The sequence below is a fragment of the Blastococcus sp. SYSU DS0533 genome, assembly GCF_054050775.1.
Genome location: NZ_JBJGZZ010000002.1, coordinates 247,143 through 261,755 on the forward strand (window position 1 = coordinate 247,143; position 14,613 = coordinate 261,755).

General features: G+C 72.9%; 13 protein-coding genes and 1 pseudogene. 6 read left to right on the forward strand and 8 right to left on the reverse strand.

The features are described from left to right. Positions 1 to 262 precede the first annotated feature (262 nt). Positions 263 to 670 (reverse strand): integrase core domain-containing protein, encoded by a 408-nt coding sequence (locus tag ACI79W_RS04260; RefSeq protein WP_456560830.1) that lies wholly within the window; start codon positions 668 to 670, stop codon positions 263 to 265. A gap of 582 nt (positions 671 to 1,252) precedes the next feature. Here ACI79W_RS04260 and ACI79W_RS04265 point away from each other — a divergent pair. Both ACI79W_RS04265 and ACI79W_RS04270 read left to right on the forward strand, forming a co-directional pair. Continuing rightward, positions 1,253 to 2,617, forward strand: a pseudogene (locus tag ACI79W_RS04265) (IS1380 family transposase); the annotation flags it as partial. A gap of 249 nt (positions 2,618 to 2,866) precedes the next feature. Next, positions 2,867 to 3,619 carry a FadR/GntR family transcriptional regulator gene (locus tag ACI79W_RS04270; protein WP_456560831.1) on the forward strand — a complete coding sequence of 251 codons (753 nt, stop codon included), beginning with the start codon at positions 2,867 to 2,869 and terminating at the stop codon, positions 3,617 to 3,619. 3 nt (positions 3,620 to 3,622) lie between these two features. Here ACI79W_RS04270 and ACI79W_RS04275 read toward each other — a convergent pair whose 3' ends face one another. The 3 genes from ACI79W_RS04275 to ACI79W_RS04285 are packed head-to-tail and all read right to left on the reverse strand — an operon-like array spanning position 3,623 to position 6,380. Further along, positions 3,623 to 4,402 (reverse strand): crotonase/enoyl-CoA hydratase family protein, encoded by a 780-nt coding sequence (locus tag ACI79W_RS04275; RefSeq protein WP_456560832.1) that lies wholly within the window; start codon positions 4,400 to 4,402, stop codon positions 3,623 to 3,625. After that, the gene (locus tag ACI79W_RS04280; protein ID WP_456560833.1) at positions 4,399 to 5,163 is read right to left on the reverse strand and encodes an SDR family NAD(P)-dependent oxidoreductase; all 765 of its coding nucleotides are present in this window, start codon (positions 5,161 to 5,163) and stop codon (positions 4,399 to 4,401) included. The genes ACI79W_RS04275 and ACI79W_RS04280 overlap by 4 nt, the downstream gene beginning before the upstream one ends. 2 nt (positions 5,164 to 5,165) lie before the next feature. Next, entirely contained in the window at positions 5,166 to 6,380 is a 1,215-nt protein-coding gene (locus ACI79W_RS04285) for a thiolase family protein (protein ID WP_456560834.1), read from the reverse strand. Between the two features lie 115 nt (positions 6,381 to 6,495). Between ACI79W_RS04285 and ACI79W_RS04290 the strand changes: the two genes are divergently transcribed. The 4 genes from ACI79W_RS04290 (at position 6,496) to ACI79W_RS04305 (ending at position 10,576) form a co-directional block, all read left to right on the forward strand. Next, a complete protein-coding gene (locus ACI79W_RS04290) occupies positions 6,496 to 7,629 on the forward strand; it encodes an acyl-CoA dehydrogenase family protein (protein WP_456560835.1) in 1,134 nt (377 codons plus the stop codon). 117 nt (positions 7,630 to 7,746) lie between these two features. Next, positions 7,747 to 8,964 (forward strand): CaiB/BaiF CoA transferase family protein, encoded by a 1,218-nt coding sequence (locus ACI79W_RS04295; RefSeq protein WP_456560836.1) that lies wholly within the window; start codon positions 7,747 to 7,749, stop codon positions 8,962 to 8,964. Continuing rightward, complete coding sequence (locus ACI79W_RS04300; protein WP_456560837.1) at positions 8,961 to 9,809, forward strand: amidohydrolase family protein; 849 nt, start codon at positions 8,961 to 8,963, stop codon at positions 9,807 to 9,809. The genes ACI79W_RS04295 and ACI79W_RS04300 overlap by 4 nt, the downstream gene beginning before the upstream one ends. Next, positions 9,806 to 10,576 (forward strand): enoyl-CoA hydratase/isomerase family protein, encoded by a 771-nt coding sequence (locus tag ACI79W_RS04305; RefSeq protein WP_456560838.1) that lies wholly within the window; start codon positions 9,806 to 9,808, stop codon positions 10,574 to 10,576. Before ACI79W_RS04300 ends, ACI79W_RS04305 begins: the two co-directional genes overlap by 4 nt. A gap of 3 nt (positions 10,577 to 10,579) precedes the next feature. Here ACI79W_RS04305 and ACI79W_RS04310 read toward each other — a convergent pair whose 3' ends face one another. Genes ACI79W_RS04310 through ACI79W_RS04325 form a run of 4 tightly spaced genes read right to left on the reverse strand, consistent with a single transcriptional unit; the run spans position 10,580 to position 14,576 of the window. After that, entirely contained in the window at positions 10,580 to 11,332 is a 753-nt protein-coding gene (locus ACI79W_RS04310; RefSeq protein ID WP_456560839.1) for an SDR family NAD(P)-dependent oxidoreductase, read from the reverse strand. Continuing rightward, on the reverse strand, positions 11,329 to 12,564 hold the full coding sequence (locus ACI79W_RS04315; RefSeq protein ID WP_456560840.1) for an MFS transporter: 1,236 nt from the start codon (positions 12,562 to 12,564) through the stop codon (positions 11,329 to 11,331). Before ACI79W_RS04315 ends, ACI79W_RS04310 begins: the two co-directional genes overlap by 4 nt. Before the next feature lie 4 nt (positions 12,565 to 12,568). Beyond that, complete coding sequence (locus ACI79W_RS04320; RefSeq protein ID WP_456560841.1) at positions 12,569 to 13,402, reverse strand: sugar phosphate isomerase/epimerase family protein; 834 nt, start codon at positions 13,400 to 13,402, stop codon at positions 12,569 to 12,571. A 7-nt stretch (positions 13,403 to 13,409) separates the two neighbouring features. Then, positions 13,410 to 14,576 carry an acyl-CoA dehydrogenase family protein gene (locus tag ACI79W_RS04325; RefSeq protein ID WP_456560842.1) on the reverse strand — a complete coding sequence of 389 codons (1,167 nt, stop codon included), beginning with the start codon at positions 14,574 to 14,576 and terminating at the stop codon, positions 13,410 to 13,412. Positions 14,577 to 14,613: the final 37 nt, after the last annotated feature.

Consider the following 14,613-nt stretch of genomic DNA (forward strand, 5'->3'; position numbering starts at 1 on the left):
GCCGAGACGGCCCAGATTCGCATTCAGATACTCCTGAATGCGCGGGCGGCAGTATCACGCGGAGTATCACGAGGCGATCCTTCGCGGACCCGACTCCTGACCGGTCGGCCAGCTCGGTCCCGGGTATGCCATCCCACGCAGACGACGCGTTGTCGGCTGGGCGGCGAGTTGTCGGTACTGCCGCTGGGCGTCCTGGTTGCGATCAGTTCGGTCCTTGTGGGACGCGTGGCTAGCGGCTAGCTGTCGTGACCGGACACGTTGTTCACGCGGCGAGGCGGCTGACCGGTGGGCGGCCTCCGAGTGCGGAGTGGCTGCGGGCAGTGTTGTAGTCCGCCAGCCAGCTGACCAGGGCCGCGGTGCGCTCGTCGTTGCCGGTCCAGGCGGTGGCGTAGGCCCATTCGGTCTGCAGGGTGCGGTTGAACCGCTCGGCCTTGCCATTGGTCCATGGGTGGCCGGGCTTGATGAATCGGCGACCGATGCCGAGGGTGTCGCAGGCGGTGATCCAGGCCCGCCCGATGCGGTAGCTCTTGGCGTTGTCGGTCAGCACCCGGCGCACGGTCACGCCCTGGGCGGCGAACCAGGCCGCGGCCCGGGTCAGGAAGCCGGCGCAGGTACCGGCGCGCTCGTCGGGCAGTCGCGCCCATCCGAACAAGCCGAAGAAGTGGGTCACCTCCCGCTACTTCGGCCGCTTCAACCAGGCCCGAGCGGACCGGTGGATCTTCGGCGACCGCGACAGCGTCGCCTACCTCCGCCGGTTCGCCTGGACCAAGATCGTCCGCCATCGGTTGGTCACTGGCTCCGCGTCCTCCGACGACCCCGCCCTTGACCGCTACTGGGCCGAGCGGCGGCGCAGCTCCTACGCCAAGGTCGGCGGCGCAACATCCACGCTGCTGATCCGGCAACGGGGACGCTGCCCAGCCTGCGGCACGCTGCTGTTGCACGCCGATGACAAACCCGGGCCCTATCCCCGAATGACTGGGAACGGTGGTCCCGCACCGTCACGAAGGCCATGCGAAAGAAGGGCATCACGACGGTCGGCGGGCACGGTACGTCGGACGATCCGACCACGCGCCGTCTCCTACACGCCCACTGCACTCGCAGGGCGGCAGTGGGCCCGGCACGCTCAACCAGACGCCCTCGTGGCTTGCTTGAGCCGGATGCGGTGAAAGTCGCACGTCCGGTTCTGAGGGGGCCCGGGCGCTGAAAGGCGCCCGGGCTACCCGACAAAAAGCGTAGCGGGCTCTACCCGCGTCTGGTGGTGGATGGCTCCGGTCGCCAGGTCGTCTCCGCCACCGGCGGGGCGCTGCTCACCCGCACCGCGACGGCGGTCGGGCTGAATAGCGCGTTGAGCGCGGCGCTCGCCCGGTGGCGGCGGCCGTTCGCCCGGCACGATCCCGGAAAGATCGTGCTGGATCTGGCGATCAGCCTGGCCGTCGGCGGGGACTGCCTGGCCAACATCGCCCAGCTGCGCGCGCATCCGCAGGTGTTCGGACCCGTGGCCTCGGACCCGACGGTGTCCCGCTGCCTCGACACCCTGGCCGCCACTGCCCCGGCCGCGCTCGCAGCGATCGCCGCCGCCCGTGCCACGGCGCGGGCCACCGCCTGGCGGTTGGCCGGCAAGCACGCCCCGGACTCCGGCGCGGACGCCGCCGCGCCGCTGGTCATCGACGTGGACGCCACCCTGGTCACCGCGCACTCGGAGAAGGAGCACGCGGCGCCGACGTTCAGGCGTGGGTTCGGTTTCCCCCCGCTGTGGGCCTTCGTCGACCACGAACCGGAGGGCACCGGTGAGCCGCTGAGCTTCCTGCTGCGCGCGGGCAACGCCGGCTCGAACACCGTGGTCGATCACAAGACGGTTATCGCTGGCGCCCTGGCGCAGCTGCCCGGCGGTCATGCGCGCGGCAAGGAGGTGCTCATCCGCATCGACGGCGCCGGTGGCACGCACGAGCTGCTGGCCTGGCTGACCCGGCGCCGGTTGTCCTACTCGGTCGGCTTCTCCCTCCCCGGCGACCTGCACGCAATCCAGCAGACGCTGGCCGAGATCCCGCAGACGGGGTGGGAGCTGGCCTACGACGCCGACGGTCAGCCCCGGCCGGGGGCGTTCATCGCCGAGCTCACCGACGTCTTCGACCTCTCGGGTTGGCCACCGGGGATGCGGCTGATCGTGCGCAAGGAACGCCCGCATCCGGGTGCGCAACTGCGGATTACCGACCTCGACGGCATGCGCATCACCGCCTTCGTCACCAACACCCGCCGGGGCCAGCTCGCCGATCTCGAGCTGCGCCACCGCCGTCGAGCCCGAGCCGAGGACCGCATCCGCTGCGCGAAGGACACCGGCCTGGCCAACCTGCCGTTGCACAACTTTGCCCAGAACCGGATCTGGTGCGCCATCGTCGCCCTCGCCGCCGACCTGCTCGCCTGCATGTAGACCCTCGCCCTGGCCGGGCATGACGCCCGCCGGTGGGAACCCAAACGGCTGCGGCTGCGCCTGCTCGCCATCGCCGGCCGGCTCGCGGTAACCGGCCGCCGGCGCCTGCTGCACCTGGCCGCCGCCGCGCCGTTCACCGACCTGGCCCTCGACGCCCTCGGGCGGCTCGACGCCCTGGCTGTTCCCGGTCGAGTGCTCGGCCCCCGTCCCGACCACCCGAGGAACCGGCCGGCCCGTGGAACCGGCGCCCACCCGAGCGACCTCGGGGGAACCGTCACACCCCGATGCCAGTCTCACGCCCACGCGGGGCCAGAACCCCGACGACGGAGCAGATGATCATGACCGCGAAAGATCCGGGCTAGCGATGAACTGCTAGCTGCTCACCAATATCAGGGATTTCGAGACCTGAGCGTTGCAACCCCGCTACGCTTCGACTCCATGACGGCAAGCAGCCCCGCCCGGGCCGACGGCTCGGCTCCGCGTTCGATCAAGAGGGGCGCCAAGGTCGCCGAGGCCCTGGCACAGGAGATCGTCCACGAGATCGTCTCCCGCAAGCTGCCGCCGGGCACCCTGCTGTCCTCCGAGGCGCAGATGCTCGAGGACTACGGTGTGGGGCGCGGCTCGCTGCGGGAGGCGCTGCGCATCCTCGAGGTCCACGGCCTGATCACGATGAAGCCCGGCCGCAACGGCGGGCCCATGGTGATCGAGGTCGGCACCCGCGACTTCGGGCGCATGTCGACGCTGTTCTTCCACCTCGGTGGCATGACCTTCGAGCAGCTGCTCGAGGCGCGCCTGGTGATGGAGCCGCTGATGGCCCGCCTGGCGGCCGAGCGCAAGGCGCCCGAGCTGCGGGCGGTCGACCCCGCCGCGGTGACGGTCGAGGACGACGTGGCCTACTCGGCCACCACGGCCGGGTTCCACCGCGAGGTGGCCTCGCTGTCGGGCAACCCGGTGCTCAATCTGATGTGCATGTCGCTGGAGGACATCTTCCGCGACCAGGTCGGCGGGGTGCTCTCCCCGACGGAGGACCGCGTGCACGTCCTTGAGGTGCACGCGGCGATCGCGGAGGCCATCGAGCGCGGCGAGGCCGCCGAGGCCGAGCGGCTGATGCGCGACCACATGAGCGAGTACGCCGACTGGGTCCGTCAGCGCCACCCGCACCTGATGGACCACGTCATCGACTGGAAGTGAGCCTTAGCGGCCGCGCCAGACCGGCGGTCGCTTCTCCGTGAACGCCCGGGCACCCTCCTGCGCGTCCTCCGAGGCGCGGATCGGCGCGTAGATCTCCCACTGACGCGCGAAGGCCTCCTTGGCCGGCCAGTTCGCGCTCTCGGTGAGGATCCGCTTGGTGCCCTGCACCGCGAGCGGGCCGTTCGCGGCGATCTGCCGGGCCAGCTCGAGGGCGGCCGACAGTGCCTCCCCGGAGGGGACCAGCCGGTTGACCACGCCCGCCGCGTGCGCGGCGGGCGCCGGGATCCGGTCGCCGGTCAGCGCCCACTCGGTCGCCTTGGGCAACCCTGCCTTCGTGGGCAACCGCAGCAGGCCACCGCCCCCGGCGAGCAGCCCGCGCTTGACCTCGGGCAGCCCGAAGGAGGCGTCCTCGGCCGCCACGATCAGGTCGCAGGCCAGCGCGATCTCGAACCCGCCGGCGAGGGCCGGGCCCTCGACCGCGGCGATCAGCGGGGTGGACGGCGGCCGCTCCACGATGCCGGCGAATCCGCGGCCCGGCACGTGCGGCTTCTCGCCGGCCAGGAAGGCCTTGAGGTCCATGCCCGCGCTGAACACCCCGCCGGCACCGGTGAGGACGCCGACGAACAGGCCGTCGTCCTCGTCGAGCTGGTCCATGGCGGCGGCGATCTGCTGGGCGGCGGCGGTGTTGATCGAGTTCTTCGCCGCCGGCCGGTTAATCGTGACCACCAGGACCGGACCCTGCCGCTCGGTCAGCACCTCGGGGGCGTCGGCCGGGGCGCTCACTTCGGCTGCATCCGGATCGCGCCGTCCAGCCGGATCGTCTCCCCGTTGATCATCGGGTTGTCGACGATGGCGAGGGCGAGCCGCGCGAACTCGTCGGGCCGGCCGAGGCGCCGGGGGTGGGGCGTCATCTCGCCGAGGGAGTCCCGCACGTGCTGGGGGAGCCGGGCGAGGATGGGGGTGTCGAACGTGCCGGGCGCGATCGTGGCCACCCGGATGAGCTTGCTGGCGAGGTCGCGCGCGGCCACGAGGGTGAGCCCGACGATGCCGGCCTTCGAGGAGGCGTAGGGCAGCTGACCGATCTGGCCCTCCCAGGCGGCCACGGACGCGGTCAGGACGCAGACGCCGCGCTCGCCGTCGACCGGCTCGTGCCGCGCCATCCGGGCCGCGGCCTGGCTGAGCACGTTGAACGTGCCGATCAGGTTGATCCGGACGATCTGCTCGTAGAACTCCAGCGAGCCCGGGTTGCCCTCCTTGTCGACGACCCGCATCGCGCCGCCGCGCCCGGCGCAGTGCACCAGGGTGCGCAGCGGGGCCAGCTCGTCGGCGGCCTCCACCGCCTGCCCGACCGCCTCGGGGTCGGTGACGTCGGCGGCCACGAAGCGGGTCTTGCCGCCGAGCTCCTCGGCCACCTCGGCGCCCGGCGACGTGGGCAGGTCGACCAGGACGGTGGGCACCCCCTTCTCGACCAGCCGACGGGCGGTGGCCAGGCCGAGCCCGGACGCACCTCCGGTGACGACCGCGGAACCGTTGCCGAGATCCATGTTCACTGCCCTCCGTGGCCGAGGTTCTCGAGGATCAGGGCGTTGGCCATGCCGCCCGCCTCGCACATCGTCTGCAGGCCGTACCGCGACCCGGTGTCCTCGAGGTAGCCGAGCAGGGTCGTGGCCAGCCGGGCGCCCGACGCCCCCAGCGGGTGGCCCAGCGCGATGGCGCCGCCGCGGGGGTTGAGCTGCTCGGCGGCGACCCCGAACTCCGCCTGCCAGGCCAGCGGCACCGACGCGAAGGCCTCGTTGACCTCGAAGGCGGCGATGTCCGCGATCGACATGCCGGCGCGGGTGAGCACCTTGTGGGTAGCCGGGATCGGCCCCGTCAGCATGAGCAGCGGGTCGTCGCCGGTCACCGCGCTGGCCACCACGCGGGCGCGCGGGGTGAGGCCCAGTTGCGCGGCCTTCTCCTCGCTCATCACCAGCAGGGCGGCGGCGCCGTCGGTCAGCTGCGAGGAGTTGCCGGCAGTGATCTTCCAGTCCAGCTCCGGGAAGCGGGCGGCGTGCGGGCTCTCGGCGAACGCCGGGCGCAGGCCGCCGAGCTTGTCGGGCGTCGTCCCGGGGCGGATCGTCTCGTCGGCGTCGACGACGCCGTCGGGCGTCGTCACCGGGACCAGCTCGCGGGCGAAGGCTCCCGCGGCGGTGGCGTCAGCGGCGCGCTGGTGGGAGCGGGCGGCGTACTCGTCCAGGCGCTCCCGGGACAGTCCCCACTTGTCGGCGACGAGTTCCGCGCTGATGCCCTGGGGGACCAGGCCGGGGGAGTAGCGCGCGGCGACCCGCGGACCGTGCGGGTCGGCGTCCCCCCGGGCCGATCCCATCGGCACCCGGCTCATGGACTCGACGCCCGCGGCGACGGCCACGTCGTAGGCGCCGGCCACGATCCCCTGGACGGCGAAGTTCAGCGCCTGCTGACCCGATCCGCACTTGCGCTCGATGGTCACCGACGGCACCGACTCGGGCCAGCCGGCGGCCAGCACCGCCTGACGGCCCGGTGTCGCCGACTGCTCCCCGTTACCCCCGACGCAGCCCACCAGGACGTCGTCGATGAGGGCCGGGTCGAGGTCGTTGCGTGCGGCCAGCGCCTGGAGCACCTGCGAGAGCAGGTCCACCGGGTGCAGGCCGGACAGCGCGCCGCCGGCCTTCCCGCGGCCCATCGGGCTGCGGACGGCGTCGACGATGACGGCGGAGGGCTGGTGCGTGCGCGGGATCGTCATGGCGACCTTTCGGGAACCGGTGTGGGCGTTGACACAATAACCATGTTCACCAATAACATGGATGCATCAGCGCCCGGGAGTCCGTCGCCGCGGCTCGCACAGGAAGGCCGCCCTCATGACGTTCGAGTTGCCCGCCACCCACCAGGACCTTCGGAACCGCGCCCGCGAGGTCGCCGAGAAGGTGCGCCCGCGGGCCGCGGAGGCCGACGCGGCCACCAACGTGGACCCTGTCGTGCGCAGTGCCCTGCAGGAGAGCGGGCTGGTCGGGCTCACCGTCCCCGCGGCCCACGGCGGCGAGGCGGAGACGGTCGACCCGCTGGCCGTCACCGTCGTCCGGGAGGCGTTCGGCGCGGTCTCGGCCCACCTGGACTCGCTGTTCGCGATGCAGGGGATCGGCACCTACGGACTGTCCCTCGCCGCCGCCCCGCGGGTGCAGCAGGAGTGGCTGCCGCGCGTGGTCGCGCTCGAGGCGATCGCGGCGCTCTGCCTCACCGAGCCCGACGTCGGCTCGGACCTGAAGTCGATCAGCACCCGGGTGGTGGAGCGCGACGGCGAACTGGTCCTCGACGGGCACAAGTCCTTCATCACCAACGCGCCGGCCGCCGCCTTCTTCACCGTGCTGGCCCGCGAGGACGACGGCTTCTCGCTGGTGTTCGTCCCGGCCGACACCCCGGGTGTCGAGGTGCGCTCGGGCCCGGACCTGATCGCGCCGCACATCATCGGCGACGTCCGCTTCACCGGCGTCCGGCTGCCCCTCGACTCGCGCGTCGGCGTGCCGGGCCAGGCGTTCCCGCTGGTGCTCCAGACGCTGGCGACCTTCCGGGTCTCGGTCGCCGGCTCGGCGGTCGGCCTGGCCCAGGCCGCCCTGGACGAGGCCGTCGCCCACACCACCGGGCGGGAGCAGTTCGGGTCCACGCTGGCGCGTCTTGGCCCGATCCCGCAGATGCTCGGCGCCAGCTGGATGGAGGTCGAGCAGGCCCGGCTGCTCACCTACGCGGCGGCCACCAAGGCCGCTGCCGACCCACTGGGCGCGCTGCACTGGTCGTCGATGGCGAAGGTGGCCGCGACCGAGACCGCGAGCCGCGTCGCCGACCGGTGCGTGCAGATGATGGGCCGTTTCGGGGTGGTCACCGGCTCGACGATCGAGCGGCTCTACCGGAATGCCCGACCGATGCGCATCTACGAGGGCGGCAACGAGGTGCTCCTGGGGCAGCTGGCCAAGACCCTCACCCGGCCCGCGCCGCGCTGAAGAGACTTCCGAGACCGGTTTCCAAATCTAATCATGGTTAGGTAAAGTGGAGTCGAGACGGCCGGTCGCCCAACCCCCGAGCTTCCGGCCCGGAGCGCCCCCCGAGAGGCAGAACCCATGACCCAGAGCGCGCCGTTGGCCGGCATCACCGTGCTCGAGCTCGGCACGATGTACGCCGCCCCGACCGCCGGCCGGATGCTGCGCGACTTCGGTGCCCGCGTCATCAAGGTCGAGGACCCGCGCAACGGCGACTTCGCCCGCCAGTGGGAGCCCTCTCACGAGGGCCTCTCGCTCGGCTTCGCGCGGCTGAACTCCGGCAAGGAGTCCGTCGGCATCGACCTGCGGCGCGACGAGGGCCGCGACCTGGTCCGTCGGCTGGCGGCCCGCGTCGACGTGGTGGTGGAGTCCTTCCGCCCCGGCCGGCTCGAGGACTGGGGGCTTGGGTACGACGTCCTCTCCGCCGACAACCCCGGCCTGGTGCTCACCCGGGTGTCGGGCTTCGGCCAGACCGGCCCGTACCGCGAGCGCCCCGGGTTCGGGACGGTCGCGGAGGTGGCCAGCGGCTACGCCTACGTCAACGGCTGGCCCGACACCCCGCCGACCTCGCCGCCGTTCGGCTTCGCCGACTCGATCGCGGGCCTGGCGGCCGCGTTCGGGACGACGACCGCGCTGACCGCGCGGGCCCGGACCGGGCGCGGGGACGTCGTCGACGTGGCGCTGTACGAGCCGCTGCTGTTCATCCTCGGCGACCTGGTCCTCAACTACACCGCCACCGGCTTCGTCCAGGAGCGGGTCGGCAACGGCTCGGGTTCGGCGTCCCCGCGCGGCATCTACCAGGCGGCCGACGGCGGCTGGCTGGCCATCGCCGCCTCCAACCAGACGATCGCGATGCGGCTGTTCACCGCCATGGGCCGGCCGGAGTTCTGCGACGACCCGAGGTTCGCCACCAACGTCGCGCGGATGCAGCACAACGACGAGCTGCAGGAGCACGTGAAGGCCTGGGTCGCCCAGCGCCCCCGGGGCGCCGTCATCGCGCACCTGCAGGATCACGAGGTGGTCGCCTCGCCGGTCAACGACGCGCGCGACGTCGCGGAGGACCCGCACTTCCTGGACCGCACCCTGCGCCGGCTGTCGGGGACGCCGCTGGGTGAGGCGCTGGTCCCGGGGCCGGTCCTGCACCTCGGCAGCTACGACGGCCCCGTCTACGATGGCGTCCCCTCGGTGGGGGAGCACACGATCGAGGTGCTGCCGGAGCTGCTCGACCTGAGCGCCGAGCAGCTGTCGGGGCTCGGGGCCGCCGGCGTCGTCGGCCCGGTGCCGGTGGCGGCCCGATGAGCACGGCGACCGACCTGATCATCGACGTCCACTGCCACGCCTGGCCGGACGCCCTCGCCCAGCGCGCGCTCGGCCCGCGGGTGCCCCAGTTGCCCCGGGTCGGCGACGGGAAGATTTCGACCCTTCCCCGGGTGCTGGAGGCGGCCGGCGTCGACCGTGGCGTGCTGCTGGGCATCGCCGACACCGCCAAGTACGTCGACGGCACCAACCGGTTCGTGGCCCGGAGCCGGGGCGGCAACCTGCTCGGATTCGGCACCGTCCACCCAGACCTTCCGGCGGAGGAGAACCTGGCGTCCCTCCGCCGGAACCGGATCCCCGGCGTGAAGCTGCACTCGCTGTTCCAGGGCTTCGCCTACGACGACCCGCGCGTGTGGGAGCTGCTCGAGGCGTTCGGCTCCGAGATCGCCGTCATCGCGCACGTCGGCGCCGGCGGTGATCGCGAGAGCAACGACCGGGCCACCCCGGCGATGATCCGCGACATCGTGCGGCGCTTCCCCGACCTGCGGCTGATCGCCTGCCACTTCGGCGGCTACCACCGGCTGGAGGAAGCCGAGGCGGAGCTCCTGGGCACGAACGTGCACCTGGAGACCTCGTGGCCGCCCACGATGGCCGAGCTGGCCCCCGAGCGGGTGCGCGCGATCATCGACCGGCACGGCGCGGACCGGATCGTGTTCGGCTCTGACTGGCCGATGGCCGACCCGGCCCGGGAGATCGCGGCGATCCGCGCTCTGGGCTACGACGACGAGACCACCGCCGGGATCCTCGGCGGCAACTTCGCGCGGCTCATGGGGATCGCCCCCGGCGAGCCCGCGCCCGGCCCCCTGGGAGAGGACGAGATCCCGTGACCGACGACGTCCTGGTCGAGCAGCGCGGCGACGCGACCTGGATCACCCTCAACCGGCCCGACCGGCGCAACGCCTTCGACCCCGACATGTCCGACCGGATCGTCGACGCCGTCGAGGCGGCGACCCGCAGCCGGGCGGTCGTGATCACCGGCGTCCCCGGCAGCTTCTGCGCCGGGGGAGCACTGGGCAGCCTGGCGAAGCCGGACATGGCCGGCATGCGGGAGATGTACCGCAGCTCGCTGCGGCTCTTCGACGCCATCCGGCAGTGCCCGCGGCCGGTGATCGCCGCGGTCAACGGCCCCGCCGCCGGCGGGGGCAACGAGCTGGTCATCGCCTGCGACCTGGCCGTCGCGGCCGAGTCGGCGACCTTCGGCCAGACCGGCCCCCGCGTGGGCAGCGCCCCGGTCACCGGCGCCACGAACGTCCTGGGCGTGCAGATCGGCGAGAAGCGGGCCAAGGAGATGGCGATGCTGTGCCGCCGGTACACCGCGGCGCAGGCCCTCGAGCTGGGGCTCGTGAACAGCGTCGTCCCCGACGACGAACTGGTGGACGCGGTCGACGCCCTGGTGGGGGAGCTGGCCCAGCTCTCGCCTCGCTACCTGGAGATCACCAAGGTCAGCTCCAACATGTGGTGGAACGCCGCACGGGACTCGTTCAGCACCGGCCTGGGCATGCTCGTGCAGGCCATCGGCAGCCCCGACATGGCCGAGGGCGCGCAGGCCTTCATGGAGAAGCGCCGCCCCCGGTTCCCCGCACCGGACGCCTGACCCTCAGGGCTGCCCGCCGTCCACCGCGAGCAGGGCGCCGGTCGTGTAGGACGACGCGTCCGACGCCAGGTAGAGGGCGGTGCCGACGATCTCCTCGGGCTGCCCGCCCCGCCGCAGGGCGAAGCCCTGCGCCCGCTCGGCGAACGCCCGCTCGTCCCAGGCCTTGCTCACGTCGGTCATGAACGTGCCGGCGAGGATGGCGTTGACGCGGACGGCCGGACCGAGTGCGTGCGCCAGCCCGACGGTGAGCGCGTTGAGCGCGGCCTTGGCCGCCGCGTAGTGCAGCACGTGCGGCTTGGGCCGCTGCGACGCGGCGCTGGAGATGTTGATGATCGAGCCGCGCCCCGCGGCGGCCATGCGGGTCCCGACGGTCGCCGCGAGCCGGAACGGCCCCTTGAGGTTCACCGCCAGGACCTTGTCGAACAGCTCCTCGGAGAGACTCTCGATCGAGTCGTACAGCGGTGACATGCCGGCGTTGTTCACCAGGACGTCCACCTGTCCGAACTCGTCGTACGCGGCGTCGGCGAGGGCGTCGAGGTCGGCCCAGCGGCCGGCGTGCGCGCCCAGGCCGAGTGCGCGCCGGCCGGTGGTGGCCCGGATCTCCTCGGCGTAGGCCTCGCATGCGGCTCCGTCCCGGCTGGCGATGACCACGTCGGCGCCGGCCTCGGCGAAGCCGCGCACCATGGCGCGGCCCAGGCCGCGGCTGCCACCGGTGACCAGGGCGACCCGGCCCTCGAGGCTGAACTGATCGGTCATGCGGACCCTCCGGAGATCGTGGACAAGGGTGGAGCGGAGTCGACCGGCCGGGGACGCCGGGCGACGACGGTCGCCACGACCATGAGCCCGGCCGAGGTGAGGGCCAGCCCGGCCATCACGGCCCAGGCGGCGGAGAAGCCGGAGGTGTCGGCGACGACGCCGATTACCACCGGTCCCAGCGCGCCGCCGAGGATGCCGCCGGTGCCGACGAACCCGCTCGCCGTCGCCGGCGCGGTCGGGTTCAGCCGCACGACGGCGAGGTTGAGCAGGCCGATCCACCCGGCGCCGAACAAGTGCGCGACCAGCGCGCCGACGACGTAGACGGTGACGGCGCCGATCGCCTGCAGCCCGTAGCCGACCGAGCCCAGCAGCAGCAGGACCACCACGACGGGGATCGGCGTGACCCGGGTGGTGTCGATCAGCAGGCCGACGAGGATCCGCGAGGCCACCCCCGCTACGCCGCAGATGCTCAGCAGCCACGCGGCGGTCGAGACGTGCAGGCCGGCCGCGACACCGCCGGCGACCACGAAGGCGCCCAGAGAGGTGGTCGCCGCGTTCCCCGCCCCGGACGCCCCGGCCAGCGACAGCAGGGTCGCCCGGCCGGACTCGGGCCGGCGCCGCACGCCCTGCCCGCGGTGCCCTGCCTCGCCGGGCACGAGCCGCGGCACCAGGAGCGCGATGACGAGCCCGCCGGCGCCGGCGGCGAGGAAGAGGACGCGCCAGCCGTGCTCGACCCCGAGGGTCGGCACGATCGCCCCGGCCACGAGCGAGGCCAGCGGGACGCTCGAGTACTTCACGCCGAACGCGACGCCGACCCGGCGCGCCACGCCCTGCATGGCCAGGTTGGTCGCCGGCTGGGTGAACCCGTTCGCCGCGCCGGCCACGGTGAGCAGCGCCTGGAGGTGCCACGGCTGCTCCACGACCCAGCCCACCAGTAGCAGGGTGACGCTGCTGAGCACCGCGCTCAGCCGGAGCACCGGCCGCGGCCCGACCCGGTCGGCCACCCGCCCGCCCGCGTACATCGTGGCCGCGCCCGCGAGGAAGAACAGGGTGATCGTGGCGCCCAGCTGGGCGACGGCCATGCCCTCCTCGCGCGCGATGAGCACGGCCGCGGCGCCGGTGAGGATCACGGGCAGGACCGACAGCGTGACGATCGCGGTCACGGACAGGGTGGCGACGACGCCGCCGTGCTCGCGCGCGGCCGGCTCGACCGGCCCGGGGATGACGTCCACGCCGCTACCGCGTCCCGACCCGCTCGAGCAGCGCCCGGGTCGCGTCGGCAGCCGCGGCCGCGGCGACCTGTGGGCTGCGCGCTCGCAGCTCGTCGGAGAGCACCTCGACGCCGAGGGGTGCCCGCACGCCGAGCTCGAGCACGCGCCGGAGCAGCGTGGTTAGGTCGAACTCGCCGTGGCCGGGCAGCTGACGGCGCCGGAAGGTGTCCTCGAGCTCCGTGCCGACGGGGGCGAGCGGCCCGTCGCTCAGCTGAACGGCGACCACCCGCTCCGGCGGAACGGCGTCCAGGTCGGTGAGGGTCCGGCTGCCGCGGACGTGGTGCCAGGTGTCCAGGACGATCCCGGCGTTGGGCCGGCCGGCCGTCCGGACGACGTCCCAGGCGCGGACGGCGCTGTCGGTGTCGGTCCAGGGCAGGAACTCCAGCCCCACGACGAGGCCGTGCTCGGCGGCCCGGTCGCAGACCCCGGCGAACCGCTCGGCCACGACGTCCAGCGGCTGCTCCAGGGGGCCGCCGATCACCATGACGTGCCTGCCGCCGACCTCGTCCTTGAGCCGGTGCAGCGCCCGCTCGTGCTCCAGCGTGCGGGCGGCGCGGACGTCGTCCCCGTGCCACCACTCGGCGAGGAAGCCGATCTCGACCAGCTCGAGCCCGGCGTCGGCCAGCTTGGCCCGGACGTCCGCGACCGTCCCGCCCCCGGCGAGCGCCCGGGCGAGGTGCCCCGGGCGCAGCCCGATGCCCGCGTAGCCGGCCGCGACCGCGGCGGCGATGCGGGTGTCGAGGTCGGCGTCGTCGATCGTCGACGCGCAGAGGTAGAGCGGTGCGAACGCGGCGGTCACCGGGCCCTCAGTAGGAGCGGGGGAGGCCGAGGACCTTCTCGCCGAGGAAGGCGAGCACGAGCTCGTTGGAGATGGGGGCGATCCGCTCCACGCGGACGTCCCGCCAGTAGCGCTCGACGTGGTACTCCTTCGTGTAGCCGTAGCCGCCGTGCACCTGCATCGCCCGGTCGGCGGCCTCGAAGGCCCACTCCGAGGTGAGGTACTTCGCCTCGTTGGCCTCCTTGCCGCACGGCAGGCCGTTGTCGTAGAGCCAGGCCGCGCGGCGCACGAGCAGCTCGGCGGCGTCCAGCTTGGCCAGGGAGTCGGCGAGCGGGAACTGCACGCCCTGGTTCATGCCGATCGGGCGGCCGAAGACCTGGCGCTCCTTCGTGTACTGCACGGCCTTGCGCAGCGCGGCCCGCCCGATGCCGAGGCAGACGGCGGCGACGATGATCCGCTCGGCGTTGAGGCCGCTGAGCAGGTACGTGAAGCCCTTGCCCTCCTCGCCGACGCGGTCCTCGTCGGGGACGAACAGGTCGTCGATGAACAGCGAGTTGGTGGCGATCGCGTTGCGGCCGAGCTTCGGGATGGGCTGGATCTTGACGTGGTCGGGGTCCATCCTCGCGAAGAACAGGGTCATGCCGTCGGTCGACCGGGCCGACTGGTCGCGGGGCGTCGTCCGCGTGATCAGCAGCATCCGGTCGGCCTCGAGCGCGCGGGAGATGAACACCTTGCGGCCGGTGATCCGGTACCCGCCGTCGACCTTGGTGGCCACGGTGGAGATGCGGCTGGTGTCGGTGCCGGCGTCGGGCTCGGTGACGGCGAAGCAGACCTGGAGGTTGCCCTCGACGGCCAGGGGGAGGAAGCGCTTGCGCTGCTCCTCGCTGCCGTGCTTCACGATCGGCTCGAGGCCGAACAGCGCGACCTGCACCGTGGTCGCCGCGTTCAGCGCACCGCCGTTGCCGGCGATCTCCTCCATGAAGATCGCGGCCTCCTGCACGCCCGCGCCGCCGCCGCCGTACTCCTCGGGGGTGCAGATGCCCAGCCAACCGCCCTCGGCGACGGCCTTGTAGAAGTCCCAGGGGAACTCGTGGTCGGTGTCCGCATTCATCCAGTACTCGTCCGGGAACTTGGCGCAGATCGCGCGGACGGACGAGCGGATGTCGGATTCAGCCTCGGCGCTGACGTCGTGCATGCAGATCGGCCTCCTCGAAAAAACTATGGGTATGATA